This window comes from Geomonas sp. RF6 (assembly GCF_021044625.1).
In the GTDB taxonomy this organism is placed as follows: Bacteria; Desulfobacterota; Desulfuromonadia; order Geobacterales; family Geobacteraceae; genus RF6.
Window position 1 is genome coordinate 1,331,854 of record NZ_CP087999.1, and the last position, 26,969, is coordinate 1,358,822.

21 protein-coding genes and 2 tRNA genes are annotated in these 26,969 nt (G+C 61.2%); 12 read left to right on the forward strand and 11 right to left on the reverse strand.

Annotated features, from left to right (window positions below; genetic code table 11):
• Positions 1–122 precede the first annotated feature (122 nt).
• The gene (locus LPW11_RS05705; protein WP_230997168.1) at positions 123–1,208 is read left to right on the forward strand and encodes a ribonuclease Z; all 1,086 of its coding nucleotides are present in this window, start codon (positions 123–125) and stop codon (positions 1,206–1,208) included.
• 199 nt (positions 1,209–1,407) lie between these two features.
• On the forward strand, positions 1,408–1,773 hold the full coding sequence (locus LPW11_RS05710; RefSeq protein ID WP_230997169.1) for a translation initiation factor Sui1: 366 nt from the start codon (positions 1,408–1,410) through the stop codon (positions 1,771–1,773).
• Between the two features lie 4 nt (positions 1,774–1,777).
• On the opposite strand, the gene yaaA is transcribed toward LPW11_RS05710, so the two are convergent.
• Entirely contained in the window at positions 1,778–1,975 is a 198-nt protein-coding gene (yaaA, locus tag LPW11_RS05715) for a S4 domain-containing protein YaaA (RefSeq protein ID WP_230997170.1), read from the reverse strand.
• 111 nt (positions 1,976–2,086) lie between these two features.
• On the opposite strand from yaaA, the gene LPW11_RS05720 reads away from it, so the two are divergent.
• The gene (locus LPW11_RS05720; protein WP_230997171.1) at positions 2,087–2,650 is read left to right on the forward strand and encodes an elongation factor P; all 564 of its coding nucleotides are present in this window, start codon (positions 2,087–2,089) and stop codon (positions 2,648–2,650) included.
• A gap of 55 nt (positions 2,651–2,705) precedes the next feature.
• Positions 2,706–2,781, forward strand: a tRNA-Phe gene (locus tag LPW11_RS05725).
• A 176-nt stretch (positions 2,782–2,957) separates the two neighbouring features.
• Here LPW11_RS05725 and LPW11_RS05730 read toward each other — a convergent pair.
• From LPW11_RS05730 to LPW11_RS05760, 7 genes are all read right to left on the reverse strand, one after another.
• Positions 2,958–5,267 carry a response regulator gene (locus LPW11_RS05730; protein ID WP_230997172.1) on the reverse strand — a complete coding sequence of 770 codons (2,310 nt, stop codon included), beginning with the start codon at positions 5,265–5,267 and terminating at the stop codon, positions 2,958–2,960.
• A gap of 121 nt (positions 5,268–5,388) precedes the next feature.
• On the reverse strand, positions 5,389–7,338 hold the full coding sequence (locus LPW11_RS05735; RefSeq protein WP_230997173.1) for a hybrid sensor histidine kinase/response regulator: 1,950 nt from the start codon (positions 7,336–7,338) through the stop codon (positions 5,389–5,391).
• 29 nt (positions 7,339–7,367) lie between these two features.
• A complete protein-coding gene (locus tag LPW11_RS05740) occupies positions 7,368–7,811 on the reverse strand; it encodes a response regulator (RefSeq protein WP_331001598.1) in 444 nt (147 codons plus the stop codon).
• Positions 7,808–9,751, reverse strand: a complete 1,944-nt coding sequence (locus LPW11_RS05745) for an ATP-binding protein (RefSeq protein WP_230997174.1) — start codon at positions 9,749–9,751, stop codon at positions 7,808–7,810. Before LPW11_RS05745 ends, LPW11_RS05740 begins: the two co-directional genes overlap by 4 nt.
• 238 nt (positions 9,752–9,989) lie before the next feature.
• Positions 9,990–10,640 carry a response regulator gene (locus LPW11_RS05750; RefSeq protein WP_230997175.1) on the reverse strand — a complete coding sequence of 217 codons (651 nt, stop codon included), beginning with the start codon at positions 10,638–10,640 and terminating at the stop codon, positions 9,990–9,992.
• On the reverse strand, positions 10,615–13,140 hold the full coding sequence (locus tag LPW11_RS05755) for a PAS domain S-box protein (RefSeq protein WP_230997176.1): 2,526 nt from the start codon (positions 13,138–13,140) through the stop codon (positions 10,615–10,617). The genes LPW11_RS05750 and LPW11_RS05755 overlap by 26 nt, the downstream gene beginning before the upstream one ends.
• Before the next feature lie 722 nt (positions 13,141–13,862).
• Positions 13,863–14,363 (reverse strand): GNAT family N-acetyltransferase, encoded by a 501-nt coding sequence (locus LPW11_RS05760; RefSeq protein WP_230997177.1) that lies wholly within the window; start codon positions 14,361–14,363, stop codon positions 13,863–13,865.
• Between the two features lie 135 nt (positions 14,364–14,498).
• Between LPW11_RS05760 and LPW11_RS05765 the strand changes: the two genes are divergently transcribed.
• Together LPW11_RS05765 and LPW11_RS05770 are read left to right on the forward strand one after the other, a co-directional pair.
• Positions 14,499–15,485, forward strand: coding sequence for a diacylglycerol/lipid kinase family protein (locus LPW11_RS05765; RefSeq protein WP_230997178.1), 987 nt, complete (start codon positions 14,499–14,501; stop codon positions 15,483–15,485).
• Positions 15,482–16,303 carry a metallophosphoesterase family protein gene (locus tag LPW11_RS05770; RefSeq protein ID WP_230997179.1) on the forward strand — a complete coding sequence of 274 codons (822 nt, stop codon included), beginning with the start codon at positions 15,482–15,484 and terminating at the stop codon, positions 16,301–16,303. The genes LPW11_RS05765 and LPW11_RS05770 overlap by 4 nt, the downstream gene beginning before the upstream one ends.
• A 439-nt stretch (positions 16,304–16,742) precedes the next feature.
• On the opposite strand, the gene LPW11_RS05775 is transcribed toward LPW11_RS05770, so the two are convergent.
• Positions 16,743–17,765: a DUF2950 domain-containing protein gene (locus tag LPW11_RS05775; protein ID WP_230997180.1), complete on the reverse strand. Its 1,023-nt coding sequence runs from the start codon at positions 17,763–17,765 to the stop codon at positions 16,743–16,745.
• Between the two features lie 560 nt (positions 17,766–18,325).
• On the opposite strand from LPW11_RS05775, the gene LPW11_RS05780 reads away from it, so the two are divergent.
• Positions 18,326–20,695 (forward strand): PAS domain S-box protein, encoded by a 2,370-nt coding sequence (locus tag LPW11_RS05780; RefSeq protein ID WP_230997181.1) that lies wholly within the window; start codon positions 18,326–18,328, stop codon positions 20,693–20,695.
• 133 nt (positions 20,696–20,828) lie between these two features.
• A complete protein-coding gene (locus tag LPW11_RS05785) occupies positions 20,829–21,488 on the forward strand; it encodes a hypothetical protein (RefSeq protein ID WP_230997182.1) in 660 nt (219 codons plus the stop codon).
• Positions 21,489–21,596: 108 nt separating this feature from the next.
• Here LPW11_RS05785 and LPW11_RS05790 read toward each other — a convergent pair whose 3' ends face one another.
• Positions 21,597–22,997 (reverse strand): OmpA family protein, encoded by a 1,401-nt coding sequence (locus LPW11_RS05790; protein WP_230997183.1) that lies wholly within the window; start codon positions 22,995–22,997, stop codon positions 21,597–21,599.
• Between the two features lie 380 nt (positions 22,998–23,377).
• Complete coding sequence (mobB, locus tag LPW11_RS05795; protein WP_230997184.1) at positions 23,378–23,884, reverse strand: molybdopterin-guanine dinucleotide biosynthesis protein B; 507 nt, start codon at positions 23,882–23,884, stop codon at positions 23,378–23,380.
• Between the two features lie 277 nt (positions 23,885–24,161).
• On the opposite strand from mobB, the gene LPW11_RS05800 reads away from it, so the two are divergent.
• From LPW11_RS05800 to LPW11_RS05815, 4 genes are all read left to right on the forward strand, one after another.
• Positions 24,162–24,237, forward strand: a tRNA-Asn gene (locus tag LPW11_RS05800).
• A gap of 324 nt (positions 24,238–24,561) precedes the next feature.
• A complete protein-coding gene (locus tag LPW11_RS05805) occupies positions 24,562–24,963 on the forward strand; it encodes a hypothetical protein (RefSeq protein ID WP_230997185.1) in 402 nt (133 codons plus the stop codon).
• 27 nt (positions 24,964–24,990) lie between these two features.
• Positions 24,991–26,106 (forward strand): hypothetical protein, encoded by a 1,116-nt coding sequence (locus LPW11_RS05810; RefSeq protein ID WP_230997186.1) that lies wholly within the window; start codon positions 24,991–24,993, stop codon positions 26,104–26,106.
• Positions 26,107–26,183: 77 nt separating this feature from the next.
• Positions 26,184–26,930: an ankyrin repeat domain-containing protein gene (locus LPW11_RS05815; RefSeq protein WP_230997187.1), complete on the forward strand. Its 747-nt coding sequence runs from the start codon at positions 26,184–26,186 to the stop codon at positions 26,928–26,930.
• Positions 26,931–26,969: the final 39 nt, after the last annotated feature.

Here is a 26,969-nt window from a genome sequence, read left to right on the forward strand (position 1 = left end):
TTTCTTTTGAAACAACTCTACATTGAGAGAGTGCGCCTGCAATTGATACAGATCAACATTCTGAAGAATGACTCAGTCATCGCGCGCCCGATGATTGAAAGGCCTTATGATAGAATAAGGCCATGCCGAAGCCATTCCGATACATAGAACCGACCTTCTTCTCCGGCCTCTTCGACGACCCACTCCTGCTGATCTACGTCCGCCCCCTCGGACGGTGCCTTCTATTCGACTGCGGGCAGATGCACCACCTCGCCAAGCGCGTCCTCAAATCGATCGATGCCATCTTCATCAGCCACGCCCACATGGATCACTTCATGGGAATGGACATCTTCATTCGGCACAGCCACGTCTCGCCGCGCACCATCGACGTCTTCGGCCCCCCCGGTCTCGCAAAGAAGCTGGAGAACAAGTTCGCCTCCTACGACTGGAACCTCGCCGACACCTTCTGGGGCAACTTCCGCGTAGGAGAGGTGGAAGGAGAGCGCATCGTCTCCACCCTGTACCGTGGGCCGGATGCCTTCGCCGCGACTCCGGACGGGGAGCGCTTCGGCGAGATCTACCGCAACCAGTTCCTCAAGGTGGAGGGGCTGCTCTGCGAGCACCGGATCCCGGTCCTCGCCTACCGTATCACGGAAACCCCAGCTTTCATGGTGGACGACGCACGCATGGCGGCGGCGGGAGTGGTAAAGGGAGAGTGGATAAAGGAACTTGAGAGGTTTTTCCACACGGCGACCATGGCGCGCGCGCCGTTGAGGTATCTGGTAATGAAGGATGGAGAAGTAGTGGAGGAAGAGACCTCCGACGCAGCATGCTTCTATGAAACGATCAGGAGGATGGAGGAACCGGCGAGCATCGGGTATGTGACGGACATTGCCTACTCCGCCGAAAACCTGGAGCGCGTGGAGAAGCTTCTCAGCGGCGTAACGCTCCTGATCTGCGAGTGCGCCTTTCTTTCCGCGGAGCATGAAAAGGCAGCTTCCTCGCGCCACCTGTGCACGACCGATCTCAACAAGCTCCTGGACCGGCTGCGGCCGCGCTACGCCTTGCCGATGCACCTCTCCAAGGGATATCTCGAGCACAGCCCGCGTCTCTATCAGGAGATCGAGCCGCCGCCGGGAGTCACGGTGCTGAAGGTGCCGGACAGAATCACCCCCCGTCCCATCATGGCATGCGAAGTGCCGAGCCTTTTCGGCAAGATGCACGCGTGATGGGTAGCGACTCCTGGTTCGCCTGATGCAGTGATGCCGGGAACGCCTGCGGCATATCCCGGCCTACATCACACCTCCACCGTCTCACTTACGTCCCCTCCCTTTCAAGGGGAGGGTCAGGGTGGGGATGGGGTTCGCTGACTGCAATCGCAGCTAAATGAACTTGTGAACGGCACCACCTTTCTGCTACAAGAGACGGATGAAAAAGAACACCTCCAGCAATTCCACCCTGGTCTACAGTTCCGAACTCGGCAGAATCTGCCCGTCCTGCAACAAGCCCGTCAAAAGCTGCGTCTGCTCGAAAAAGGGCGCTCCCCCCGCCGGTGACGGCGTCGTGCGCATCAGGCGCGAGAGCAAAGGGCGCGGCGGCAAGACCGTCATGGTCATCACCGGCCTCCCGTTGGACGCGGCCGCCCTCACCCTGCTCGCCGGGGAGTTGAAGCGGCGCTGCGGCTGCGGCGGCACTGCCAAGGACGGCGTCATAGAGATACAGGGAGACCACGGGGATCTCCTCCTCGAGGAGCTTGCCAAGCGCGGCTACAAGGCGAAGCGCGCTGGAGGGTGAGTGGTCACTCCACCTGGAAGCTGTTTCCCTCGACCTCCACCGTATCGCCCGGGCGCAGCTTCCTGCCGCGGCGCAGTTCCGTCTCCCCGTTTACCCGCACCATCCCTTCCGAGACGATGATCTTCGCCTCACCGCCCGAACATACGGCGTTTACCGCCTTTAAGAAGCTGTCCAACTTGATGTATTCTGTGTCTATCTTCATGCTTTCTCCAATTGTGCGAGTGACGCCCGGGAATTCCGCCTTTACGGCAGCCGTTGAATTTATCACAGAATTCTGGTAGAAAGGACAAATTTTCCCAAGGAGAAGAACCGAATGTTTACCACCAACGATTTTAAGAAGGGGCTGATCATCCAGTTAGACGGCGCCCCCTGCGTCCTTGTCGATGTCGCCTTCCAGTCCCCGAGTGCCCGCGGCGCCAACACCATGGTGAAGACGAAGTACCGCAACCTGATCACCGGGCAGGTGCTGGACAAGACGTTCCGTTCCGGCGACAAGGTCGACGAGGCCGATTTCGAGCGTCACAAGGGGCAGTTCCTCTACGCCGACGGCGGCCGCGGCGTGTTCATGGATCTGGAGAACTACGAGCAGTTCGAGATGGACGAAGACGACTTCTCCGAGCTGGCGCCGTACCTTCTCGACGGTACCGAAGTGCAGTTGGGGCTCTTCGAGGGGCGCATGGTAAGCGTCGACCTGCCGATGACCGTCGAACTGGTCGTAGCGGAGACCGCACCCGCCCTGAAGAACGCCACCGCCACCGCGCAGACGAAAGAAGCGATCCTGGAGACCGGTTTGAGGCTCCAGGTCCCGCCGTATCTGGAGAGCGGAGAGAAGATAAAGGTCGACACCAGAGACGGCCGGTTCATCTCCCGGGCATAGCAGGTAAAAAAAGGGTTGACACCGAAGGTCAATCCGCGTATAAGAGTGGTTCTTCGCCCAGATAGCTCAGTCGGTAGAGCAGAGGATTGAAAATCCTCGTGTCGGCGGTTCGATTCCGTCTCTGGGCACCATGCAAAAATAGAAAGGCCTTGCGAGTTACCGACCGCAAGGCCTTTTTTGTTTGCACTCACATTGTCCCACCCAAGTCGCACTCCTTCCCGATGCTCACACCGTCAATGTTTGGGAAGTTACCCCTTTACCCCCGGGAAGACACGGCGGGCGAGCGCCTCAGCCATGCCCGCTCTCACTAATGGCCCAGCGCCCGCGAGAGTTCGTCGGCCAACTGTGAAATGGAGTACGGCTTTGCCACGACACCATTTACTGCCGCCTCGCTCTGCCACTCGGACAACGCCTCGGAGAAGTACCCACTGGAAACGACGATCACGGCGTTACTGTCCAGTTGCCGAATCTGCAGCGCCGCCTCCTTCCCCCCCATCCCCCCCGGCACCGTCATGTCGAGGAGCACCGCGTCAAAAGGCTCTCCCCCGGCGAGGCGCTCACGGTACAAGGTGATCGCCTCCTCGCCGTCACAGCAGGTAACGACGTCGTAGCCGATCTTCTTCAACATGCGGCGGGCCACCGAGCGTACGGACGCTTCATCATCCATCACAAGGATCTGCCCACGTGCTGTCACCGGCACAACGCTGGCGGGAACCCCCTGCTGCGCGGGCTCCCTCGGTCCGGCTGCCGGGAGCAGGATTTCGAAACAGGTCCCCACCCCTTGCTCTGACGACACGGCGATGTCCCCCCGGTGCCGCTTCACGATGGAGAAGACGGAGGCGAGCCCCAGCCCGGACCCGGTCGGCTTCGTGGTGAAGTACGGGTCAAAGATGCGCGGGAGGGTGTCGGGGGGAATTCCTCCCCCCTGGTCGGCGATCTTTAACTTCACGTAGCGGCCAGGCGCGAGGTTCCTCTGGGAGACGGCGATCTCCTCGTTCGTTGCCGTGACGGAGATGACGCCGCCCCCCTGCATCGCCTGCACTGCGTTCAGGATCAGGTTGTTCAGGGCCTGCTGGACCTGGGCCGCGTCCGCATCCATGCACCACAGGTCCGGCACCAGGTCGAGATCGGCCTTGCAGTTGGTGCCGCTCAGAAAGAGCGACACCGCTTCCCGTATCAGGGGCTCGCTGTCCAGCGGCTTGCGGATCGGTTCGCCACCCCTTGCGAAGGTGAGGAGTTGGCGGGTGAGTCCGGCGGCTTTGGCGATGGCGACCTGGCTCTCCACCAGGCGCGGCGTGGGATCCCCCCCGCTTTCCACCTCCAGCTGGGCCACGGTGATGTTTCCCCCGATGGCGGTAAGTATGTTGTTGAAATCGTGGGCGATGCCACCCGCAAGGACCCCGAGCGACGCCAGCCGCTCGTTCTTCTCCTGCTCCTCCTGCAGCTTTCTGCGCTCGGTCACGTCGGTATAGATGATGGCGATATGGGTCCTGTCCGGCGCATAGATGCGTATCTCCAGGTAGCGGTCGCGCATCTTGCAGTCGATCTCGGCGGGGACGCCGGTCCTGGCGACCTGATCCATCCGGCTCGACAGTACCATACAAAGCTCCGGCATCACCTCGCCCAGGCTCCGTCCCACCAGATATTCCCGCCCTATACCGGCCATCCTCTCGAAGGTGGCGTTCAGCTCGACGAAGCGATACTCGAGATGCGTCTCCACGACCACCTCATGCAGCGAGAACCCCTCCTGCAGGGAGGAGAAGAGCTCGCGGTAGCGCGCCTCGTGCTCCTTTACCTCCTCCGCCGCGTGGACCCGGTAGGTTATGTCCCTGGCGATGCCGACAAAGCACCCGGCCGCCCTTCCCCCTTCATCGTGCCGGTACATCCTGCCGTGCAGGGCTACCCAGCGCACCTCCCCTTTGGGCCCGACGACGCGGTGTATCTTTCGGTAGGTGCCGCCGTCGGCGTCTATGACGCTCTTCTTGATCCCTTCGTGCAGTTGGGCGCGCTCCACGGGGTGGACGCACTGCAGGATCTCCATGTAGGTGACCGGTACCCGCGGCGCGATCCCGAAGATGGCGCGACTGCGCTCGTCCAGAACGACCTCGCCGCTCCCTACCCGGTACTCCCAGGTGCCGAGCTCCGCCGAGTCGAGAGCCTGGCGCAGCCGCAGTTCGCGTTCCGCCAGTGCCTCCTGGTGCGCCTTCAGCTCCCGGTTCAGCCGGATCTGGTTCATCGCCTCGTCGATCGCCTGGAAGAGCTGCGGATATACGATCGGCTTCAACACGTAGCGGCTGATGCCGAGGCTGATGCTGAGGATCAGCTGCTCTACCTCGGTGTGGGCGGAGAGGACGATGATGTGCGCCTGCGGCGAAAGGAGGCGTATCTCTTGCGCCATCTGCAGCCCGCTCATTTTCGGCATCTTCAGATCGGTGAGGACGATTTCCGGCCTGACCCCCTTGAAGAGCTCCACCCCCCGCGCGCCGTTGTCGGCGAAATCGAGGGCGAGGTGGGGATACCTTCGTGAGAGGGCGCGTTGAAGCGCGTCCCGCGTTATGGGGTCGTCCTCAACGATCAGCATGCTATCCCGGCTAAGGTCCCGGTGCGGTAATTTCATCGATGCCTCGCAAAATGTGGGGGGCGCGCCGTCGGCCCAACCGCAGCACCCCTCTCTCTTCAGCAGCGAGCGGGCTCGGCACCTCTGGCGCAGTCGGGAGTCACCGTGCGCCGCGTGCAGGTTACTCAAGGGGTGCCAGAAGTCTCGTCAGGAGCTCGCGCAGCTGCTCCGGCTGGTACGGCTTCGCGGCGAAAACGGCGTGTTCGTCACTCTCTATCGAAGAGGCGACCTCGTCTCCGTCATATCCGCTGCAGATGACTACCGGGATCGTCGGGGCGATCTTGCGTAGCTCCGTGTAGGTTTGCAGTCCTCCCATCTCGGGCATCACGAGATCTATCAGGAGGAGATCGATGGAGGAACCCCTCGCCCGGTAGATCTCCAGCGCCTCCCGACCGTTTGATGCGGTGATGGTCGAAAAGCCCATCGACCTCAGCAGCTTCCCCCCGATCAGGCGAAGCTGCGCTTCGTCGTCGACCAGGAGAACGGTGCCGCGCGGTGTCGTTGCCGGAGGAGACGGGGGGGTCTGCACCGGCTCCCCCTCGTCGCCGTCGGCGCTCAACGGGAAGTAGACGGTGAAGGTGGTTCCTGCGCCGGGCGCACTGCACAGCTTGAGGGCCCCCCCGTGCGACTTGATGATGCCGAGCACCGCCGACATCCCGAGACCGCGGCCGGCGAGCTTGGTGGTGAAAAAGGGCTCGAAGATCCGCTTCCTCGTCTCCTCGTCCATGCCGCAGCCGGTATCGGCGACAACCACGCAGGCGTACCTGCCGGCCGGAATCGGCACCCCGAGGAAGTCCCTTTCCGCATCTTCCGCCACCTCCCTCTCGGCAACCGCGATCTTCACCGTCCCCGCACCGTCGCCGAGCGCTTCGGCGGCGTTCATGATGAGGTTCATGACGACCTGCTGGATCTGGGCCTGGTCGCCGTGCACGGCCGGCACCTCGCTTGCCAGGTCGAGGGTGAAGGAGACGTTCTTCCTGATGGCCGATCTGAGCATGCGCACCATCTCGTCCACCAGGGGGCGGATGCTCACCTGAGTCTGGACCAGGGGGCTTCTCCCCGCGTAGGCAAGCATCTGGCGGCAAAGGTCGGCGGCCCTGCGCGCGGCACCATCGATGTGCTGGAAGTGTGCTTCGACGGCGGCGCGGGAGTCGAGGTTTTCCTGGGCCAGCATGCAGTGGCCGAGAATGATCATCAGGATGTTGTTGAAGTCGTGGGCGATGCCGCCGGCAAGGACCCCCAGGCTTTCCAGTTTCTGGGTCTGCTGCAGTTGCTGCTCGAGACAGAGACGCTCCCGCTCCGCCTTCCTGCGCTCGGTGACGTCCCGAGCCACGTGCACGAAGGCGGTGATGCACCCTTCTTCGTCGTAGAGGGGAGAAACGGAGATTTCGAGTAAGCAGCCGTGCACTTCCAGCTCTTCGGAATGCTCCCGGCCGCTGGCAAGGGCGCGGAAGACGGGGCACTCCTCAGGGGGGGCAGCGGTGGAGTGCATGAGTTCGCAGCATCTGCGCCCTGTCAGTTCGTCGGGCTCCAGGTTGAAGCGGCTTGCCATGGCGCGGTTCACCCGCGTTATCGTGTACCCGGCATCGATGATGAAGATAAGGTCGGAGACCGCCTCGAAGGTCTGCTCCCATTCCCGCTTCCCCCGGGCCACCGCCTCATACGTCCTTCTGCGCTCCTTGACGAGGTCCCACTCCGCCAGGGCCATCTTCACTATCCCGGGGAGGGCGAGGAAGACGTCGGGCGACTTCACCAGGTAGTCCTTTGCGCCCGCCTTCATGGTGGAGGCCGCGACCTGCTCGTTTCCCTGGGAGGTCATGATGATGACTGGACACAGCTCCTTCACCATGGCCACCACCGCGTTGCCGTCTCCGTCGGGCAGGCGGTAGTCGGTAAGGACCAGGTCCGGGACGCAGCGCTCTATGAGACAGGCGGCCTCGGCGAGGGAGCGGGCCCTCTCCAGTCGATAGCGCTCGTGACCGGCCTCGAAGGAACGGCTTATCAGCTCCGCGTGGTTCTCGTCATCCTCTACAACCAGCACGAGAGGTGGGGCAGGTGTATCCGTAGGCACGTCGCGCCTCCTGTCTCAGGGGAAGGTAGTCACCACGGCCGCCGGTTCCAGGCGAGCCAGTAAAACCCCAGGTCTTTCAAGAGCCTGCTGAAATCCGCGAAGGCGACCGGTTTGGTGAGGTAGCTGTTGGCGTGGTACTCATAGGCCAGGGCCATGTCGCGCTCGGCATCAGAGGTGGTGAGCACCACCACCGGTATGGAGCGCAGGACATGACTCTCCTTCACCTCCTTCAGCACCTGGAGACCGTCCACCTTAGGCAGGCGCAGGTCCAAAAGCATCAGGTGAGGGGTGGGAAAGCTCGCCTTATCGGCATAGCAGCCTCGTCCGTGCAGGTAGTCCAGCGCCTGCTCGCCGTCCTCCACATGGACGATGCGGTTGGCGACGTGGAAATCCTCCAGGTTGCGTGTCACTATCTCGGCGTGGTCGGGATTGTCCTCGACCAGAAGAATCACCAGCGCCTCACCCGTCATCATTTCCCTCCCTGTGACGACCCCAGGTGGAAGCAAAAGACGCTCCCCTTTCCCGGGCCTTCCGACTCGACCCACACCTCTCCGCCGTGGGCCTCCACGATCCGTTTGACCAGGGCGAGACCTATGCCGCTTCCTTCCGTCCTGGCATCGAGCTTGTTGAAGAGCCCGAAGATGTTCTGGTGGTACTTGGGATCGATCCCCACCCCGTTGTCCTGCACGAAGAAGACCTCCCTGCCGCCGGCGCGGCGCGTCCCCAGAGAGATCACGGGATGGGGCTGGGCCCCCAGGTACTTTATGGCGTTCTCCAAGAGATTCTGCCAGACCTCGTGCAGGCGCCGCCGGTCGCACAGCACGGCGGGGAGCCCGGACTGCACCGTGATCTCGACCCCCTTTTCCTGCAGGGGTCCCGCCATCTGGACGATCACCTCCTGTACCAGCGTCCCCATCTCCACCCGTTCCGGGGTGCTGATGACGCGCCCGATCCTGGAGAGTTCCAGCAGGTCGTTGAGGAGCCCCGCCATCTTGTCGGCGGCCGCGCCGATCCGTTCCAGGTCCCTCTCCATCCGGTGGTACGTCCCCGTCGCCAGGTCCTGCTTCAGGGAGTCGGAAAAGCCCTTCACCGTGATCAGTGGGCTTTTGAGGTCGTGGGAGACGGTATAGGTGAAGCGCTCCAGTTCGGCATTTCTGCGGGAGAGTTCCTCCTGCGCTTTTTTGCGGTCGGTGATGTCGGTGACGATCAGGGCGAACTGCCGGGGCTGCGGCCGGTAAACCACGACGTCCAGGTGCTGGTCCAGGCCGTCCCCCGATCGCTCCAGATGCGCAGGGGTGCCGGTTCTGACCACCGCCTCCCCGATCTCCAGCCACTGGGGCTCGCTGTCGGGGAAGACCTCCCGTGCGGTACGCCCGACCACCTGCTCCCCCGTGACGCCGGAGAGGCGTTCGAAGCTCGCGTTCACCATGAGGAAGCGGTAGTCGACCCCCTTGCCGGTTTCGTCGCAGATCAGCTCATGCAGAGCCACCCCCTGCAGCATCGACTCGATGAGGTTTTTGAAGCTGAGCTCGCTGAGCTCCAGCAACTCCTTCTTTTGCCTGACCTCCCGGCTCGAAACCCACGCGATCCTCCCCGCAACCGCCAGCCCGACCGCCAGGAAGGCGCAGGCAAGCCACACCACGGCGCCGAAGCGGTCCTTTTCCAGGTTGTTGACCCAGTACTCGTAGCGCTCGTAGTAGAGCGATCCCTTGTCCGCCTTGAGAGCCCCTATCTCGCGGTCCAGGCTCGCCAGGAGCTCCCGGTTGGCACCCTTTTTCACCGCGAAGCCGAGCTTCACCGGGGTGAACAAGATGGCGGTGCGCCGGACGTGAAATTTCTCCTCGAACTGCAGACCGGTCAGGTTGGTGGACACCGCCGCATCGCAGCGCTGCTGCTCGAGGTCGCGGAATGCCTGGAGATAGCTCCCTTCCTCCAGGAAGTTCGCCGTGATCTCGAACTGCCGCAGCGTCTGCTTCAGCCCGTCGGTGTACACGCTCCCGTGGAGCCCGGAGATCCGTTTGCCCCGCAAATCGAAGATGGTCTCGATCCCGCTGCCGGGACGGGTGTAGATCACCCCCCAGTCGAGAAAGAGCGCCTGTTCGCCGAAATCGACCTCCCCCTTGCGCGCCTCCGTGACGCCGACGCAGGGGACGAGGTCGAGCCGGCCGTCCAGCAGCGCCTGGTAGGTCTCCTTCCAGGTGCCGTACTGGTAGCGGACCTGCCACCCTTCCTTTCGCGCGACGTGGTTGATCACGTCGACGTAGAGACCCGCCGGGCTACCGTTCTCGTCTTTGAAGATAAGGGGCTTGAAGTCGTACAGCCCCACCCTGAGCACCCCCTGTGCACGAGCGGCAAAGGGGGAGAGGATCCAGAGGAAGATCACGGCGACCAGGGCCGTCTTTGCACACTTCATCGTTCTGGCGCTCCCTTCTCAGCGGGTACGGTGGGGTGCCCGGTTCCGGCCCGTAACGGCCGGCACGAGGTGAGGGGGCGGTGCGCCAGAAGAGCGACCGTTGCGGGCGCACTCTCCCCCGGGCTTGGCGGGTGTGTCGCGCAGGAGATGGCGCGAGACGGAACAGCAGAACATCAATCGCAGACGCGGTCAAGTCGGTGAAGGTCTGATGGCGTGTAGGAAAAGATGAAGGGGGTGGCTAGGCAGGAAACTTCCGCTCCGCCAGTCGGTGGAAATGGCCGAAGCTGATGATGTCCGCGGTGGTCCGGAGCTGAAGCTTTTCCAGAATGCGGGTGCGATAGGTGCTGACGGTCTTGACGCTCAGCCCCAACTCCCCTGCGATCTCGGTGAGGGTCTTGCCCGCCGTCATCATGCAAATCAGCTGGAACTCGCGGTCGGACAGGATGTCCGGCATGGGGGGGGTCTCCCCTTTTTTGCCGACCGCATCGATGATGAGGCTCGTCTGGGCGGAGGTGACGTAGCGCCTGCCGTTCAGCCCGGTCTCGATCGCTTCCTTGAGGACGGCCGCGTCTCCTGCCTTGTTGAGGTACCCTGCCGCCCCCGCCCGCAGCGAACGGACCGCGTAATGCTCGTCGCTGTGGGTGCTGAGAATGAGCACCGGCACCTGCGGGTTGTGCCGCTGCAGCCTCTTGAGCACGTCCAGCCCGTTCATGTCGGGAAGGGAGATGTCCAGCAGCACCAGGTCGTAGCTGGCCGAGCAGAACATGGAGATCGCCTGCTGGCCGTCCTGTGCCTCGTCGAACTCCGCCGGCTCCAGCAAATCCTTCAGGATCCTGATGATCCCCTGCCTGAGAATGGCATGGTCATCGACAACGAGGAGTTTCTTCATGGTGAGTTTCCCCTTTTCCTAGAGGCATGCTGAGCCGCAGGACGGTGCCGCTACCTGGTTTGCCGTTGATCTCCACTGTCCCCCCGCAGATCCTGGCACGTTCCTGCATGCCGAGGACCCCGTACGCCCTGGGGGAGGAGAGCTGTTCGCTCCCCGCTCCGCACCCGTTGTCGGAAATCTCCAGGACCATGGTGTCCCCCTGCTGGCAGAGCGAGATCCCCACCTCGGTGGCACGTGCGTGGCGGGCCACGTTGGTGAGAGCTTCCTGCACGATGCGCATGACCGCGGTCGCTGTCTGCTGATCGGAGGGTGCCGCCTCGTCGTTTAGCATGAGGAAGCATTCGAGTCCGCTGCGCCTGCTGAATTCGGCCACATGCCACTCGAGGGCGGCGCAGAGCCCGAGGCCGTCCAGCAGGGGGGGGCGCAGGTCCGCCGCGATGCGATGCACCGAGGCGGTCAGCTGGTCTATCCCCGTCCTCATTTCCTCCATGCGTTCCCGCACCTCGGGAAGGTCGGGTACCCGGGACTGCAGCCACTCCAGGTCTATTTTCAAAAGGGTAACGTTTTGCCCTATGTCGTCGTGAATGTCGCGGGCCAGCGCGATCCGCTCCCGCTCCTGGACCTCCTGCACGTGCTCGCTCAGGGAGAGAATCTTCCTGTTAAGTTCCAGCAGAGCCTGCCTGGCATTCTCCCGCTCCGTCAGATCGCGAACGGCGGCCACGTGCATCTGGCGACCCTGGGAGGAGAAGTACCCTGCGGCTACCTCGACGGGGAAGACGGTGCCGTCCTTCTTCCTGTGCAGGCGCAGGGGAACCGCGGTTTCCCGTTCGGCGATCGCCCTCTCCGTCTGCGCGGGTTCGGCGGAGAGATCGACGTGCCTCAGTTGCAGGAACTCCTCGCGGGTGTGGCCATACATGCGGATCGCCGCGCTGTTCACGTCGATGAACCTGCCCGTCTCCCAGTCGGTGAGAACGACCGCGTCCGATTCGGTCTCGAAGAGGCTGTGGTAGCGCTCCTCGCTGTTTCTGAGCTCCTCCTCCGCAGCCTTCCGCGCTGTGATGTCGATGTTGACCCCGATGACTCTGACCGGCTCCCCGGACGGGCCGCTGAACGCCTGAAAGCGCGCGGAGATCCAGCGCAGGGAACCGTCGGGAAGGAGTACGCGCCACTCCCCCTCCCCCGGCTCACCGGAGGCGAGCGCCCGGTTCACGGTGGCGATGGCGCCTTCCCTGTCGGGGGGGTAAATAAGCTGCTCCCACGCCTCCTCAGTCCCGCCGAAAGTACCGGGCGCCAGACCATACATCTTTTCCAGCTCCGGGCTCCAGGTATTCACCCCGGTCTGGATATTCCATTCGAAGGCACCGATGCCGGTCGCCTGGTAGGCCAGCCGCAGCCGCTCCTCGCTCAGTTCCAGCCTCTGCTTGTGCTTGCTTTCCTTCTCGATGTGCTGTTGCAGAAGGAGACAGGTCTTCTCCAGCGAGCGTCCGATGTCATCGATTTCGGCGACAGGATGCGGTCCGAACGTCCCTTCCGCTCTACCCTGCGCTATGGAAAGGGCGTAGGGGACCAGGGAGCGCAGCGAATCGACGATGTCTCTTATGATCCCCATGGCCAGAAAGATGCTCAGCAGCGAAACGCAAAGTGCGCCGCCGGTTACGAGGCCGGCCCAGCCGACCAGGTCCCTCATGACGATGGAGGTGGGGACGCCGATCAATACCGCCCACCCCGTCGCGGGGGACTGGGCGAAAGATACCAGGACAGGAACCCCGGCCGCATTTTTCACCTCTGCGGTACCTGAGCTTCTCGTGTCCAAGGCGAGACGCAGTGCGGCAGGTATGGGCCTGCCGACCACATACTCCGAATTGCCGGTCTTGGCGACCACGTTACGTTTGCCGTCGATGACCGCTGCATGCCAGCCGGCGGGCAACCTGAGTCCCGCGCAGGTTCTTTTTCCGATCCAGTCGGAGGGAACGGCAATAGAGAGGTCGTAGGCCACCCGACCGCTGACGAAGACCGGGACGTCGACGGCAACCAGAGGTCGCTTGGTGACCGCCCCGAAGAAAAGATTGCTTACCACCGGCTTGCCGTGCTGGAAGATGTGCTGCACCGTGGTGGGGTTGTTGCGTTTGGGGAGGGGGGTTCCGAAGGAACGGTAGCTATTGACCAACTGCTGGGCGCTTCTGTCGGCAACAATGATGTCGGCGCCCGGAAAGGCGTGCAGCAGATCAAGACACTGTCGGTGGATCTCCCCGAGGTCCCCGGAGCGGAAGGCCGGTGAAGTGGCGAGGCCCTCAAGGGCGAACTGGAGGTTTGCCAATTCGCTGTCGACCGCCTTCTCCAGATGTCTGACGGGATCCGTCATTTCCCGTCTGAGTACCTCGAGCTTCGATGAATGCGCCGCAAAAAGGAGAACACCTGACAGGACCCAGATCGGAACGACACAGGTGAAGACCAGCAGTATCAAGCGGGTTCTGATGGTGGATTTGTTTGCGACAGACATCGATGCGTCCTTGGCCGGCTGATTAAATACGGAATGGTAGCATCGATTTACACAAATTGAAACAGTATTTTAGGCGGTCGAGGATCGACTGTTGGATGGCTGGCACAGTGTCTCAGAAATGCCGCAAGGGTTGTAGAAAAACATCCTACATGTAGTTATAATTTTCCAACCAACTAACATAAGTCTAAGGCACAGGCAGTAGCAGTTTAACAGGGTATTATATTTCTTCATAGAAAAGAACCGATGGCTAATACTGTGGAGGAAGCTCGAGAAGCCTTTCATCAAGCGTTCTTCGGCAAAATAGATACACCGCAAGGGGATCCCGCCGCCGTAGAGGGAGGGGGCCTGGGGGTGGGTGGAGCTGGATGGTAGCGGCCTGGCTCCGGCTGTAGATCCGGATGGCGCCCCCGTCCCCAACGGTGGCGCACCAGGTGTGCCGCGGCCGAGTTTTGCTTCTTCAGGAAGTCGTTCCACGACCGACAGATATTGTTGCAAGCGGCTGCGGTTCTGCAGAACGGGCGTCCCCCCGTTTGCGAAGGTTCTTCAGGGAATTTTGGGAGCCGGGGTCGTGTTCGCTCGAAGGACTAGGCGAGGCCCATGCGTCCCCCCCCTTTCAAGGGACAGGGTGGGGATGGCTGGAGGTTGCCGTAATCGCCCCCCCATCACCCTCCTGTCCTCCCCCTCGAAAGGGGAGGGCCGTCCTGCCGGCGGCTGAGATGCCGCTACTGCGAGAAGGACTCGTGGTACTGCACCACGCCGTGTGGCAGCGGGCCGGAAAGCGGAAGAGCCTGGAAATATTCAGGCGGAACGCCGGGCAAGACCAGTGACGGTTCCGCCCTGAACCCGAAGCGGCCGTAGTACTCCGGCTCCCCCAGCAAGACACACCCAGATGCTCGCAGCTCCCGCAGAGCTGCCAGCGCCTCCTCCATGAGGCGCGATCCAATGCCGCGTTGTTGAAACTCGGGCAGCACTGAGATCGGGCCCAGTCCGTACCACCCCGGCGTGCCGTCGGAAATCGAGACGGGGGACACCGCGACGTGCCCCACTACCTTCCCTTCATGCTCCGCGACCAGCGATACCGAAAGCATCCCTGCGTCCCGCAGCGCTTCCACGATGAATGCTTCCGTCCCGCTGCGGTATGGGGCTTCCAGGAATGCTGCCCGGGTGACGGCGGATATTTCGGCGGCATCTGCGGCTGATTCCCTTCTTATTTTCACATCCATCTCTCCTCCTCTTTGATACACAATCCTGAAGTACGCGCACTCCCTATCCCGCTATAATTGACATAGAATGACGAGCGATAGTACTGCCTTATGCGGCCGAGTACAAGCGGCAACACTTACGGAAGGAATACTGAAGTGCCTCTACCTGAAAGAGATTCTGCACCGACTTCCCCCCCTATTTTTATCGTTATGAACGCCGGCTCTGGAAAAGAGGATGTAAAAACCAGAGAAGCTACCATCCGGCAGGTACTAAGCGACGCAAAAAGGGAGCACCGGCTGTGGCCTGTCCGCAATGCCGAGCAGCTTTCCGTTGCGGCCCGGGAGGCGGTGGCGCTGGCCCGGGAACGATCCGGCATCGTGGTCGCCGCAGGGGGGGACGGGACGATCAACAGCGTGGTGCAGGCGGTGCTCGGAAGCGGCAGGCCGTTCGGCGTTCTCCCGCAAGGTACCTTCAACTACTTCAGCCGCACCCATGGCATCCCGCTGGACACCGCGGAGGCCACGGCAGCGCTGCTGGACGGCGTGGTCCGACCGGTGCAGGTCGGCCTCGTAAATGGCCGCGCCTTCCTGGTCAATGCGAGCGTGGGCCTCTACCCGCGCCTTCTGGAGAACCGCGAGGCGCACAAGCGCCAGTTCGGGCGCACCCGCCTTGTGGCACTCTTCTCCGCGCTGATGACGGTCCTGCGCCCCCCGCGCCAGATGGCCCTCACCCTTGAAGAAGGAGGAGAAAAGCGGGTGGTGACTACTCCGACCCTGGTAGTGGATAACAACGCCCTCCAGCTCGAGCAGGTCGGCCTCCCGGAGGCGCACGCGGTAAAGAGGGGGGAACTTGCAGCGGTAACGGTGCAGGCACGCGGGGTCTTCGAGATGCTGGTCCTCCTCGGTTACGCAGCGCTGGGGAAGCTCGCGAAGGCGGAGAAGGTGCTCAGTTTCCCGTTCGAGACCCTGACTGTGAAGCCCCTGAGACGCCGGCGCATAAAGGTGGCAACGGACGGGGAGATCGTATGGCTTGCACCCCCCCTCGTATTTACCGTGGCCCCTGACCCCTTGCTCCTGGTGCTTCCGGCACCCAAAGAGGCGCCCGCCTCCTCCGCAGCTCCTGCCCTGGCGGTTACCGCATGAGCACCGTCCTGCACCTCTCCGACCCCCACTTCGGCACCGACCAGTCTCCTGTGGAGGAGGCGCTTCTGCAACTGGCCGGGACGCAGCAACCTGACCTGCTGATCCTTTCGGGCGATGTCACCCAGCGCGCAAGGCGCCATCAGTTCGACCGGGCCGCCGCCTTCCTGCAGCGGCTCGGCATTGCAAACACCATCGTACTGCCGGGAAACCACGACATCCCCCTTTTCAACGTCTTCGCCCGGGCCTTTACGCCATACGGAAACTATATGCGGGCGTTTGACGATCTTGAGCCGGAGTACGAATCGGAGGACCTTCTCGCGGTCGGAGTGAACACTACCCGCCCCGGCCGCCACACCGTCGGCACCATTTCGCCGAAGCAGATCGACCGCATCAGCAGGCGGCTTCGGCACGCCGCACCAGAACAGCTGCGCATCGTGGTCACGCACCAGCCGGTGCACGTAATCCGCCCGAGCGACGAGAAGAATATCCTGCGAGGCCATCTCGATGCGGTGCAGGCGTGGGCCTCTGCGGGGGCCGACCTCATTCTCGGTGGACACATCCATCTCCCGTACGTGCGTCCTTTGAAAGAAATACTCCCAGACCTGCCGCGCCCGCTCTGGGCCGTCCAGGCGGGCACCTCCCTTTCCTGGCGGATCCGCAGCTCAATACCGAACTCCGTCAACATCATCCGCTATCTCGCCTCCGATACCCCGCGGCACTGCGTGGTGGATCGTTGGGATTACGACCACGAAAGAGGAAGCTTTGCTCGGACGGATCAGCACGTTCTCCATCTCGGCGATACGTTCACTGCCAGATGAGGTGGAAAGAGCTGGGAGATGACAACATCCCTCGCAGAACGCGTATAAAAGAAGGTTCTTCTGGGAATTCCGGGGGACCGTGGGTCCATTGCCACGAAGCACTGCAGAAGGCCCAACGTTCCCCCCTTTGCGAAGGGTCTTCCGGGAATTCTGGGGAACGCGCTACAAAGAATCCGGGTGCCCCCACGCTGGAGCGTAGGCATCTTGCCTGCGATGGCGGCGCAGCCGCCACAGACCGCGCGGCTGGCGCCGCGGTACAGGCTGGGAAGCCTGTGCTCCAGCGCGGCGCCACTAGTGTCCCCTCACGTCAACGGAAGCGACCGGGCTGAATTCCCGGAATTCCTCGGATGAGCCTAAAAGAAGGGCCTTGCGAACAAACCACAAGGCCCTGTCTATCTGGATCCATTACCTTCTTGTCGGACTCCCTACCCGCTAGCTGCTACCTCCCCTCAGCCGAGCCCGCCTGCGGGAGAGCCAGGTCTGAAACGGTGGGCAGAGACTCGCCGTCCCCCCCTACTTCTGACCAGCTCTTGTCGGGATCGAAAAGCTGCATCCCGGGTGCCACCTTCGGCGTATCCTGCCCCAGATCCTTCTGGTACACTACGCCGTCCTGGTTGACGATGAAGGTCATGATGCCGGACGCTCCATACCGCGCGGGGTATGCCACCATGCCAAATCCCCGCACCATGCGACCGTTGACCACATAGTCGAACGCCCCGCCCGGCGCGTTCCTCCCCTGCCCCTTCAGTATCCTGAAGTAGTAGCCATGGAAAGGTACCGGCCACTTCCCCTCAGGCTTCATGTACCCTTCGCGGGCCGCCTGAGCTACCAGGGGACCCAGGGGGCTCTCCTCTTCCCCTTCCTTCGCCTCCCAGTACAGACCGTCCTTCTTTCCTGGCGTGCTGAGGAGCTGCTGGGCATACTCCGATGGCCGACCCGGCGCGTGCGCGCGCGCCGAATACTCGCGCTGCGCCTCGACGTAGGCATCCAGGATCTCGATGGCCTCCAGCTCGTTCTTTCCCATTCGCCGGTTGAGGATCTCCTTTCTACCCGCGTTGGTGTCGAAGATCCAGGACTCCCCTTGCTTCACGACCGGTATCGGCAACGGATAGTCCTGTGCCCCGACCAGGAGAACCGCCTTGTTCCCCTGCACCATGTCCAGGTGGTTTTTCGCCTCATAGAGCTTCACCAGCTCCGCCCGGCCGGCGCGATCAGCGACCACATCTCCCGATGATATGAGACTCTCGGAGCCGGGGCCGAGGATCTCGGCGAGCCTGGCCTCGTCGCTATTTTTCAGAGCCGCAAAGAGGGCTTGCGCCGCCTCCTCGGGTGAGGAAAAGGAAACCTGCCGGCTTACCTCATTGGCAGCATCGACCATCCCCTGGAACGCAAGGACCAGGACCGCGGCGAGTACAAAGTGGAGGAGGTGGAACGCCCTTCCTGTGGCACATGTCCTTTTCATCGTTTCCCTCTCTTTCTCTTCGTGCTTTTTTCCAACTATCCGATCCATCAGCAGTATCTGCGCCGCCCACGGCAAGAAGATACCGACCGTAAAAGCCTCGCCCGGCGCTCCGGCTCGACTGCCCCAAAACCCTTGCCACCCCTTTACGATCAATGTTATCACACGGGGCTTCAGCCAAGAGATTAGGCGCCTGGAGTGTTCATGCAGTGGTGGAAAGAGAGAGACAGCCGTGATGAAGGTGAGCCTGCCGCCGCCACTTTCCGTCGGCGACTCCGTTGCGGATAATTACCAGCTGCCCCGCCCGATTATGACGGGCACCCATCGTTGGAGACGGTTCGCCTGATGGATCCGGCGAAATCGACATCAAGTAGAGGAGGCAAAAGTGTGCGCTGCGACCCATAAGAAGGAAAAGCAGTTGAATGTGCGACGTTTCGTCCGGTAAACTGGCCGCGCTGCAAAGTAACCGTGCGCTGAGGAGTCGGGAAGGCGGAGCATCGAGAACCTTCCGACCGTCGCGGGTTCTTCTGCTACCACACATTCTTTACACAATACGGATTTCCATGCCTGGACAAAGACAAACCTGCCCCGACAACGCGCAAGCAACTCTCCTTGCACGCATAGAAGAACTCGAAGCCGAGCTCGATGCGGTGAAAGAGGCGCACGCAGCGGACCGGCGCGCCCTCGCAGCGATGCGGGAAACAAAAAGGCGCTACCTTGCCATCATCAATTCCTTCGATGGTCAAATCTACATCTGCTCGCACGATTATCGCATCGAGTTCATGAACGAGCAGATGGTGCAAAGGACAGGTCGCAACGCCACGGGGGAGTTCTGCTACGAGGTGCTGCACCACCTCCCGGACGTCTGCCCCTGGTGCGTGAAGGATCGTGTCTCCCGCGGGGAAACGGTGCGCTGGGAAGTGCAAAGCCCGAAGGATGGCCGCTGGTACTACGTGGTGAACACGCCGCTCTACAAGGACGACGGGACGGTGTCGAAGCACGCAATGATCCAGGACATCACGGAACGTAAAGTTGCGGAGGAGAGAAGACGCGAGTCGGAGGAGAAGTACCGCGGCATATTCGAAAACGCCCCGGTGGGGATCTACCAGACGACCGTGCAGGGGGAGATCCTAGGTGTAAACCCGATGCTGGCGCGACTCTTCGGCTACGCCAGCGCCGACGAGATGCTCGCCGAGAAGGATTCCACCGCGCCGTCGTACTTCGCCGATCCGGAGGTCCGGGAGGCGATAGTCTCCGCCGCGCTCGCCTCCCACGGATTCGTCAGTACCGAGGTCATCTATCGCCGCCGCGACGGCTCCACCTTCTGCGGCACCCTCACCATGATGGCGCTCCGTGACAAAACAGGCGAGATCTCCTTCCTTGAGGGGTTCATCGAGGACGTCACCCTGCGTAAGAAGGCGGAAGAGGAGCTGCGCAAGCTCTCGGAAGCGGTGAAGCAGAGTCCGGTGAGCATTACCATCACCGATGCAGACGGTGCCGTCGAGTTTGTTAACCCCATGTTCACGAGGGTGTCGGGATACCTTCCTGAGGACGTCGTGGGGAAAGCCGCCCGCATTCTCGGCCGCTCCGTTGCGCCGGAACCGTATGCCGAGGAAATGTGGTCCGCGCTTCGGGACGGAAAGGTCTGGGAGGGGGAGGTCCATTGCAGGAAAAAGGGGGGGGAACCGCTCTGGGAGCACGTCACCGTCTCGCCGATCCGCGACACCCGCGGAGGGGTGACCCACTTCGTCGCACTGGAACAGGACATCACCGAGCAAAAGCGCATCAAGGAACAGCTCCTCCAGGCGCAAAAGATGGAAGCGGTCGGACAGCTCGCAGGCGGGGTTGCCCACGACTTCAACAACATCCTTACAGCCATCATCGGCTTTGCCAGCATCATGCAGCTGCGCATGCCCCTAACCGACCCGCTGCAGAGCAACGTGGAGCAGATCCTTGCCGCAGCCGGGCGCGCCGCGACGCTCACCCGGAGCCTCCTCACCTTCAGCAGGACGCACAACGTAAACCTTCGGCCTGCGAACCTGAACGACGCGCTTTCCGACCTCGGACGGTTCCTGAAGCGCATCATCAGCGAGGAGATCAGCTTCAGGACGATCTTTGGGGACGACATCCCCACGGTGTACGCGGACGTAACCCAGATACAGCAGGTGGTCATCAACCTCGCCACCAACGCCAGGGACGAGATGCCGAAGGGGGGGGTCCTGACCCTAGAGACCGGATCCCGCGACATCGACGAGGATTTCGTCTCCTGCCACGGACTCGGCACCCCCGGAAGCTATGCGGTGATAACGGTCTCCGATACCGGCAGGGGGATGGACGAGGAGATCAGGAAGAGGATCTTCGAGCCGTTCTTCACCACGAAAGGGGTGGGGAAAGGGACCGGTCTCGGGCTCTCCATCGTCTACGGCATCGTGAAGCAGCACAGCGGCTTCATCATCGTCAGCAGCACGCCCGGCAACGGCGCATCCTTTGAGGTATTCCTACCCGCCGCAGAGAACTGCGTCTGCACCGAGCAGGAGTCCGCTGGGGACGAAGCCGCGGCAGGGGGGAGAGAGACGATCCTTCTGGCTGAGGACGATGCAGCCGTCCGTCAGCTCATGAGTAGCATCCTTACCAGCTACGGGTACCGCGTCATCGTGGCGCAAGACGGCAGCGAGGCGGTACGTGCCTTCGAGGAGCACGGCGACGAGGTGCAGCTCCTCCTTTTCGACATGATCATGCCGCAGATGAACGGCAAGGAAGCCTGCGAACAGATCCGCCGGATGCGCCACGGCGTGCCGGTCCTCTATTTGAGCGGCTACACCATGGATTACATCCGCGACCGGGGGGACTTGGCGGACGGCGCCGAACTGTTGATGAAGCCTGTCGAGCCCCGCGAGCTCCTCAAGAAGGTGCGTGGCATGCTCGAACGGTAGAGCCCCCTTTTTCATCTCCCACCGCGCTTTTTCCCCGGTAAAAACAGGTATTTTTACCTGCGGCTCCTTTACCGCACCGCGATACTATGGTATTCCCTTTTCCCAAAGCGGTGCCGGAACGGGAGATTAGCCGATGAAGCAGCTTGATGCCATGGTGCTGGGGCGGTTCGACGAGCTTGCCGAGAAGGGGAATGCCGTGCGCGCCACCCTGCAGGTCACCGACATCGCCGCCTCGGTGGACTGCAAGAAGTTTCAGGAGTGGGCGACCTCCTCGCTGAACCTGCTGCAGCGGGTCTTCGGGGAGAACAGCGTGCACTACCGCAACTTCTTCGGGATCTACTCCAAGATCATCAACATCGCCTACCAGGAGAGCTTCGACAACTGCAGGGCGATAATGCAGGCGGCACGGGAGGATTACGAGGCAGGATACAAGTTTGAGCTGCAAGGTTTTCTCGGCTACGCAGTCCTCGAGTACCTCTCCAAGAGAAGCCGCGAGTTCATGCGCCGCGGCGAGAAGGAAACGGCGTGCGTGCTCGCGGGGGTCCTCCTGGAAAGCGCGCTGAAGGAGTTGTGTGCCAGGAACCGGCTTCCGGAACAGAGCGTGGCGCAGATGAATGAGACGCTGCACAGGAAAGGGATCTATCAGGTGGGGATGCGCCAGCGGATCACGGATTGGTGCTGCATCTGGGACGACATGCTCCGCTGCTACGGCGACAAGTACCGCATGATCGATATCGAGGAGATGCTGCGGGGAGTGGAACGATTCATAGACAGGGAGCTTTACCGCACCTGAATCTGGTTACGGTGGTAAATCGAAAGGGGGAGCCATAGGTAGCCCCCCCTTCCGTTCCCGCCTTAGGAGGCGCCGCGTGACCGCGGCGCCTCTTTTCGTTTGCAGAAGCTACTTCTTGATCACGCAATCGACGACGGCGTTGATCCTTCTGTTTTTCTGCCGCCCTTCCGCGGTGTTGTTGTAGGCGACGCGGCGGCTGGAACCGTACCCCTTGGCGGAGAGGCGGCTGCGGTCGATGCCGCACTTCTCTACCAGGTAATTGACCACCGCCTCGGCGCGCTGCTGCGAGAGCTTCATGTTCCCTTCGTAGCTCCCCGTGTTGTCGGTATGCCCCTCGATTACCGCGGTGGTCGTGGGGTAGGTATTCATGTACTCGCCGAGCTTGTCGACATCGCCGGTGCAGTCCGGCTTGATGTCCGCCTTGCCGGTATCGAACTCGAGGTCGAGCGTCATGCACAGGCGCTGCGGAGGAGGAGCCTGTTTCACGTCGAAGGCGCAGTCGATGATCGCCTCGATGCGGCGGTTCTGCTGGCGCCCCTGCTCGGTCGCGTTGTCGGCGATCGGGCGGGTAAGCCCGTAACCGCGGGCGCTAAGGCGCGACCCGTCGATGCCGAACTTGTCGCAGAGGTAGTCCACCACCGCCTGGGCCCGGCGCTGCGAGAGATCCATGTTGTATTCCGCATTGCCCACGTTGTCGGTATGCCCCTCGATTACCGCGGTCGTGGTCGGGTACTTCTTCATGAACTCTCCGACCTTCGCAATCTCGTTGTGGTATTCGGGGCGGATCAGGGCCTGGTCGATATCAAACTCGATGTGCAGCGTCATGCAGTACTTGTAATGTCCCGGCGACGGTTCGGCGGCGGGGACCGGCGCCAGCGGGGCTTCCTTCCCGGGGGCAGGGGCCGCGGGGGCCGGTGCGGGAGTGGCTGCTGCAGGGAGTGCTGCCGGTTTCGCTCCGCCGAAGAGGAAATCGAGCCCGAGCAGGTATTCGAGGTTGTGGTAGGTCTTGTTGTCGTCCATCACGATGTGGCGGAGGTCCGTCCTTACCGCCATGTTGTCGGCAAAGAAGTACTTCATGCCGAGGCCGTAGTTGAAGGCGGGTCTGTGGCGGGTTCCTGCGGGCTCGGGATAGTCGCGGGTTATCTCGCTGAAACCGGCGGCAAGGTACGGAACGAACGGCCCCTCCGGCATGAAGTGATAGAGGAAGTCGAGGCCGTACTTGTAGACGCTGACGTCCTCACCCGGGGAGACCCCGTAGGGGCTTGTGTTGGTATTCTGGTGTGTGCGGATGTAGTCGAACGCGAGTTCCGCTCCGAAGTTGCTGGTGAAGTTGTAGCCGAAGCGGATTCCGTACGCCGGCCTCGTCGTCAGGTGCTCGGCCCCCATGAAGGTGTACCCCCCGACCACCGGGGTGACGGAGAAACTCTCGGCATTGACCCCGGCGCTGGCAAGATTTGGCACTGTCAGGAACAGGGCTGGAACAAGGATTAGTAGCAGATACCTTTTCATCTTCCGACCTCCTTTGAATGATGGGAATCTCGTATGCGCTGCCGAACGAGCGTTGCATGCTGATGCACGGACTTCACCGCGGGTCGCCGGGCGAAATTTCGCGCTTCTTTCCGTTCATGCCGTCGTGGAAACGGCACCTGCGAAACGAGTGTTGCTGCGTCACCTGATGGAGGGAAAAAGCCTTTCGGCTGGGAGATTCTTGTGAGGAAGGCGGAATGTGTGCTGACGGAGTGCGGCCGTGCGGGATGCCAAGGAGTACTGAACGGTTCCCTGTGACTCGATAGTTGCTGCATCCCCTCACCCCGCGGAATCAGATATCAATGCATGTTCGCTATGCTATCATTTTTTCCGCGGGTCGCAACAATTAATGTGAACGTTATTTAATGCAGATTGAAGTGCTGTATCACGAACTCCGCGACCTGGGCAGGGTCGTTCAGATCGAGCACCGGCACGTCCAGTTCGAGCGGCTCGTCGCTGGCGACAGCTATGAGGGTGGGGTCGTGGTTCTCGCCGCGGCAGAGCAAGGTGGCGCTCCTTTCCTTGCGATGCAGCTCCACCTTCGGCATTCCGCTCTTTTTGAACCCTTCGGTGACGACGATGTCCACGTCGCCGAAGTAGGTGGCGATGAGTTCGTCGATTTCGGGGGAGACGTTGTGCTGTTTCACGAGGGCGAGCTTTTCAGGGGAAGAGACGAGCATGGTATCCGCACCGGCCGCGGTGAGGCGGTAGCTGTCCTTGCCGGGGATGTCGATATCGAAGCGGTGGGCGTCGTGCTTGATGGCGCCGACGCGGAGCCCGCGCTTTTTCAGCTCGGTGATAACCTTCTCCAGCAAGGTCGTCTTTCCGGTCCCCGATTTCGCTACAAATGAAACAACCTTCGTCTGCATCGCTGCTGCCTCCTTGCTGTCGGGCTCGCCGTCCCGGGGGTCTTGTGCACGCAGGCACCTCCCGGCGCAGGTGCACTATAGCCATCCGCCTGCGACAAGTCAACAGCTGCCGACGAGCTCGCTGCGCGGCGGGAGCAGGGAGAATTTCGGAAAAGTTGACGGCTGGAAAAAATGAAGTTGACAGTAAAAAACGACCGTGTTATAAACTCTCTGCTTTCGAGGTACACCCCGCAACGGCGCGGGCACCGAAGAAAAGCCTGTAGCATCAGCAATTTATTCCCCATTAGCTCAGTCGGTAGAGCGGGTGACTGTTAATCACCATGTCCGTGGTTCGAGTCCGCGATGGGGAGCCATCTTCAAGAAAAGGCCGATTTCCTCCAGGAAATCGGCCCTTTCTCTTTTCCCTCCACACGATCTTCCGACTTCCCATCAAGTGGCTAGTTGGCGTGCAGAATCCCCACCTCCACAAACAACACAGCACCGACACGGCTACGTCTGCACCTCAAGTAGCTTCCCCCCGGCGACCCCTTCCACGACTCCGCATAATTCACATTAGATGATCTTGTGGTACCCTTTCCCGGGTCCGCCTCCCGCCGGCGCACGTTTTTCATGCCATTTTGCGATCAGCAAGAAAACAGGTGGAAACTCACCCTCCTCCCGCCATAACGGAGATGATCATGCTGAAAGTGCACTCGCAACAACAGGAACAACTGGCGCGCGCCATGTTCATTCAAAAGATGCAGGCAGCATTTTCGCGGGACATTCCCGGCTTTGCCGATCTCGCGGAACAGGACCGCAAGGAGTTCCTTGACGAGAGCATGTCCGCTGCAGAAGCCATCGGCTTGATCACCGAGCAGGGCATGGCATCTTACGCGCTTGCGGTATGGTGGCTGGGGCCGGATTTCGAGACCGTTTCGGAGGAACTTCAGGCGTTGCTTGGGAGTTCTTACCCGGAGACCCGCAAGGTGCACGCGATGAACGAGTGGGTCCATGAGATGATCGGCAACCCCGACGACATAGCCGCTGCAGATAGAAAACTTAAAGAGGCATTCGGCCGAACAGAGGCATGGGGCAGGTAGAAAAGTGCTGACGATAAAGGGACGCCCATGGGACTTTCAGATCCGGTGAAGGCTGCCTTAGGCAATTGGCTCGCCAACAAAAAGTCCACTCAGCTGCAAGAGGCTGAGGCGAGGAAGACTCCTGCGATGCGGCAGCACGAGTATGACGTGGCTCGCCAGGCCATCCTCGGAGAATTCTCGTCGCAGCCGTTCCCTATCTGCCAGCATTGCATCGTCGACGCGAAAGCCGCACGGCGCAAGGAGCGTCTCGACCTGGTCAGCAGACATATGGTCGCCTGCCCCACCCACGCCACACAAGCAGCCCGGCTACGCGGGGACATGGACGAAGTGGAGAACATGCGCTGCGCGAAGCATGTGTACTTAGCCAATGACCCGAACGCTCCTGAGGATCTGCGCGACAATCCCCCGCCCGGGTTCAAAAAGGCAACGCCGGAGGACCTAGCAGCGATGGGACTGCAGGAAAAAATGCTGCGGCCGGAAGGCAGCAACTTTCGGGCAGCAGTCTACGTGAAGGATCCGGCCGTTTGGGGACTGGACCCCAAACCGAGCGCTGTCGTTGCATTCCGCGGTTCGACGCTTGCACAGGAGGATTGGCGAAACAATCTCGCGCAGGATGCGAACCAAGAATCCAGATACTACCGTAATGCCGTACTGATCGGTAACCTCCTAGCCAAAACTCAAGCGGATGTACACATCGTCGGTCATTCCCTCGGCGGGGGCTTGGCAAGTGCAGCACAAGGTGGCAGCGGCCTGACGGCTTCGACGTACAATGCCGCTGGGCTCCATCCAGCAACTGTGGCTCGATACTCTGGAGACCCCGAACACATGGCGGCCGAGCCGGATAAAATAACGGCTGTTCGAGTTTATGGAGAGGTATTGACCAAGACTCAAGAGAACGTTTTCGGCTCACGCGGCTTGTCCGTATTGGCCAATGACGCTGTGGGTACGAAGCGCGATATTGAACCCTCTCACCACGAAGCATACTTCAACGCACTCAAAGCAGAAGGCAAGGCCGACGATCGTGACGCCTACGATACATATCTGCACGGCATGGATGAAGTTATCGATTCAACCGAGAAACAGAAGAGAGCAGACGAGGCTATATTAAAAGGGTGCACAGGCATAAGGGGGAATTCAAGGTGACTTACCGTTTCCCACCACGTTGGCACAGGCACAAGACTCTTTTTTGCATGTCCCTCTTATCAATAGGATTGATCACTATGATGACCACGAACGCGATTGGTGCACCCGTCTTTAAACTAAAGCCCCCTACTCATTACTTTGCCGACGACAAGACGTTGGCCCTTCTTGCCGCCGCCATGGCAGGAGATCTCCCAAAGGCAAAGAACCTCGTGGCGCAGGGGGCCAATCCAAACGACGAAGGCCCTCGAGGTAACCCCTACAATCGATTGCGCCTGCTGCACTATGCAATGGCTGCCCGCAACCGCGAGGCGATCAGGGTACTTGTCGCCGTGGGGGCGGACCCAGAACTCAGTGTGCAAGGATTTGGACGAGCCTTCTTGTTCGCCCTGACTCTAAAGGACGTTGAACTGCTTTCCTTACTGCTTGAATTAAAGCCCGCTCACACTCTGTCGAAGGACACAATTGAATATCTCCTAACGGAGTCTGTTATAAACGGGTGCAAGCCTTGCCTGGAACTGCTTCTCAAACGTGGAGCTCCTATTGATTTGCCCGATGACGCAGGCAACACGATCATGATGGATGCAATGGATGTACAAGATTATGAGTTGGCGGAGTGGCTCCTCCAACAAGGCGCGTCAATTCAAATCGAGACCAAAGCGGGCGTTACTCCGGCTTATACGGTGCAATTTCACTTGCAGAAATTCAAGCCGGGCAGTCCGACTTACAACAAGGTGCTGAGACTAAAGAATTTGATGGAACAAAAGGGCGCCGTTTTCCCGGCTCCAACACCCAAAGAGGTAAGGGCAAAGCATGCGAAGCCATGAGTGCTCGAATATGTAGGGAACTGGCCCTGTTAAGGTGAG

Coding starts and splice junctions, on each gene's coding strand:
- LPW11_RS05705 (WP_230997168.1), top strand. CDS start 123: ATGCCGAAGCCATTCCGATACATAGAACCGACCTTCTTCTCCGGCCTC.
- LPW11_RS05710 (WP_230997169.1), top strand. CDS start 1,408: ATGAAAAAGAACACCTCCAGCAATTCCACCCTGGTCTACAGTTCCGAA.
- yaaA (WP_230997170.1), bottom strand. CDS start 1,975: ATGAAGATAGACACAGAATACATCAAGTTGGACAGCTTCTTAAAGGCG.
- LPW11_RS05720 (WP_230997171.1), top strand. CDS start 2,087: ATGTTTACCACCAACGATTTTAAGAAGGGGCTGATCATCCAGTTAGAC.
- LPW11_RS05730 (WP_230997172.1), bottom strand. CDS start 5,267: ATGAAATTACCGCACCGGGACCTTAGCCGGGATAGCATGCTGATCGTT.
- LPW11_RS05740 (WP_331001598.1), bottom strand. CDS start 7,811: ATGATGACGGGTGAGGCGCTGGTGATTCTTCTGGTCGAGGACAATCCC.
- LPW11_RS05745 (WP_230997174.1), bottom strand. CDS start 9,751: ATGAAGTGTGCAAAGACGGCCCTGGTCGCCGTGATCTTCCTCTGGATC.
- LPW11_RS05750 (WP_230997175.1), bottom strand. CDS start 10,640: ATGAAGAAACTCCTCGTTGTCGATGACCATGCCATTCTCAGGCAGGGG.
- LPW11_RS05755 (WP_230997176.1), bottom strand. CDS start 13,140: ATGTCTGTCGCAAACAAATCCACCATCAGAACCCGCTTGATACTGCTG.
- LPW11_RS05760 (WP_230997177.1), bottom strand. CDS start 14,363: ATGGATGTGAAAATAAGAAGGGAATCAGCCGCAGATGCCGCCGAAATA.
- LPW11_RS05770 (WP_230997179.1), top strand. CDS start 15,482: ATGAGCACCGTCCTGCACCTCTCCGACCCCCACTTCGGCACCGACCAG.
- LPW11_RS05775 (WP_230997180.1), bottom strand. CDS start 17,765: ATGAAAAGGACATGTGCCACAGGAAGGGCGTTCCACCTCCTCCACTTT.
- LPW11_RS05780 (WP_230997181.1), top strand. CDS start 18,326: ATGCCTGGACAAAGACAAACCTGCCCCGACAACGCGCAAGCAACTCTC.
- LPW11_RS05785 (WP_230997182.1), top strand. CDS start 20,829: ATGAAGCAGCTTGATGCCATGGTGCTGGGGCGGTTCGACGAGCTTGCC.
- LPW11_RS05790 (WP_230997183.1), bottom strand. CDS start 22,997: ATGAAAAGGTATCTGCTACTAATCCTTGTTCCAGCCCTGTTCCTGACA.
- mobB (WP_230997184.1), bottom strand. CDS start 23,884: ATGCAGACGAAGGTTGTTTCATTTGTAGCGAAATCGGGGACCGGAAAG.
- LPW11_RS05805 (WP_230997185.1), top strand. CDS start 24,562: ATGCTGAAAGTGCACTCGCAACAACAGGAACAACTGGCGCGCGCCATG.
- LPW11_RS05810 (WP_230997186.1), top strand. CDS start 24,991: ATGGGACTTTCAGATCCGGTGAAGGCTGCCTTAGGCAATTGGCTCGCC.
- LPW11_RS05815 (WP_230997187.1), top strand. CDS start 26,184: ATGATGACCACGAACGCGATTGGTGCACCCGTCTTTAAACTAAAGCCC.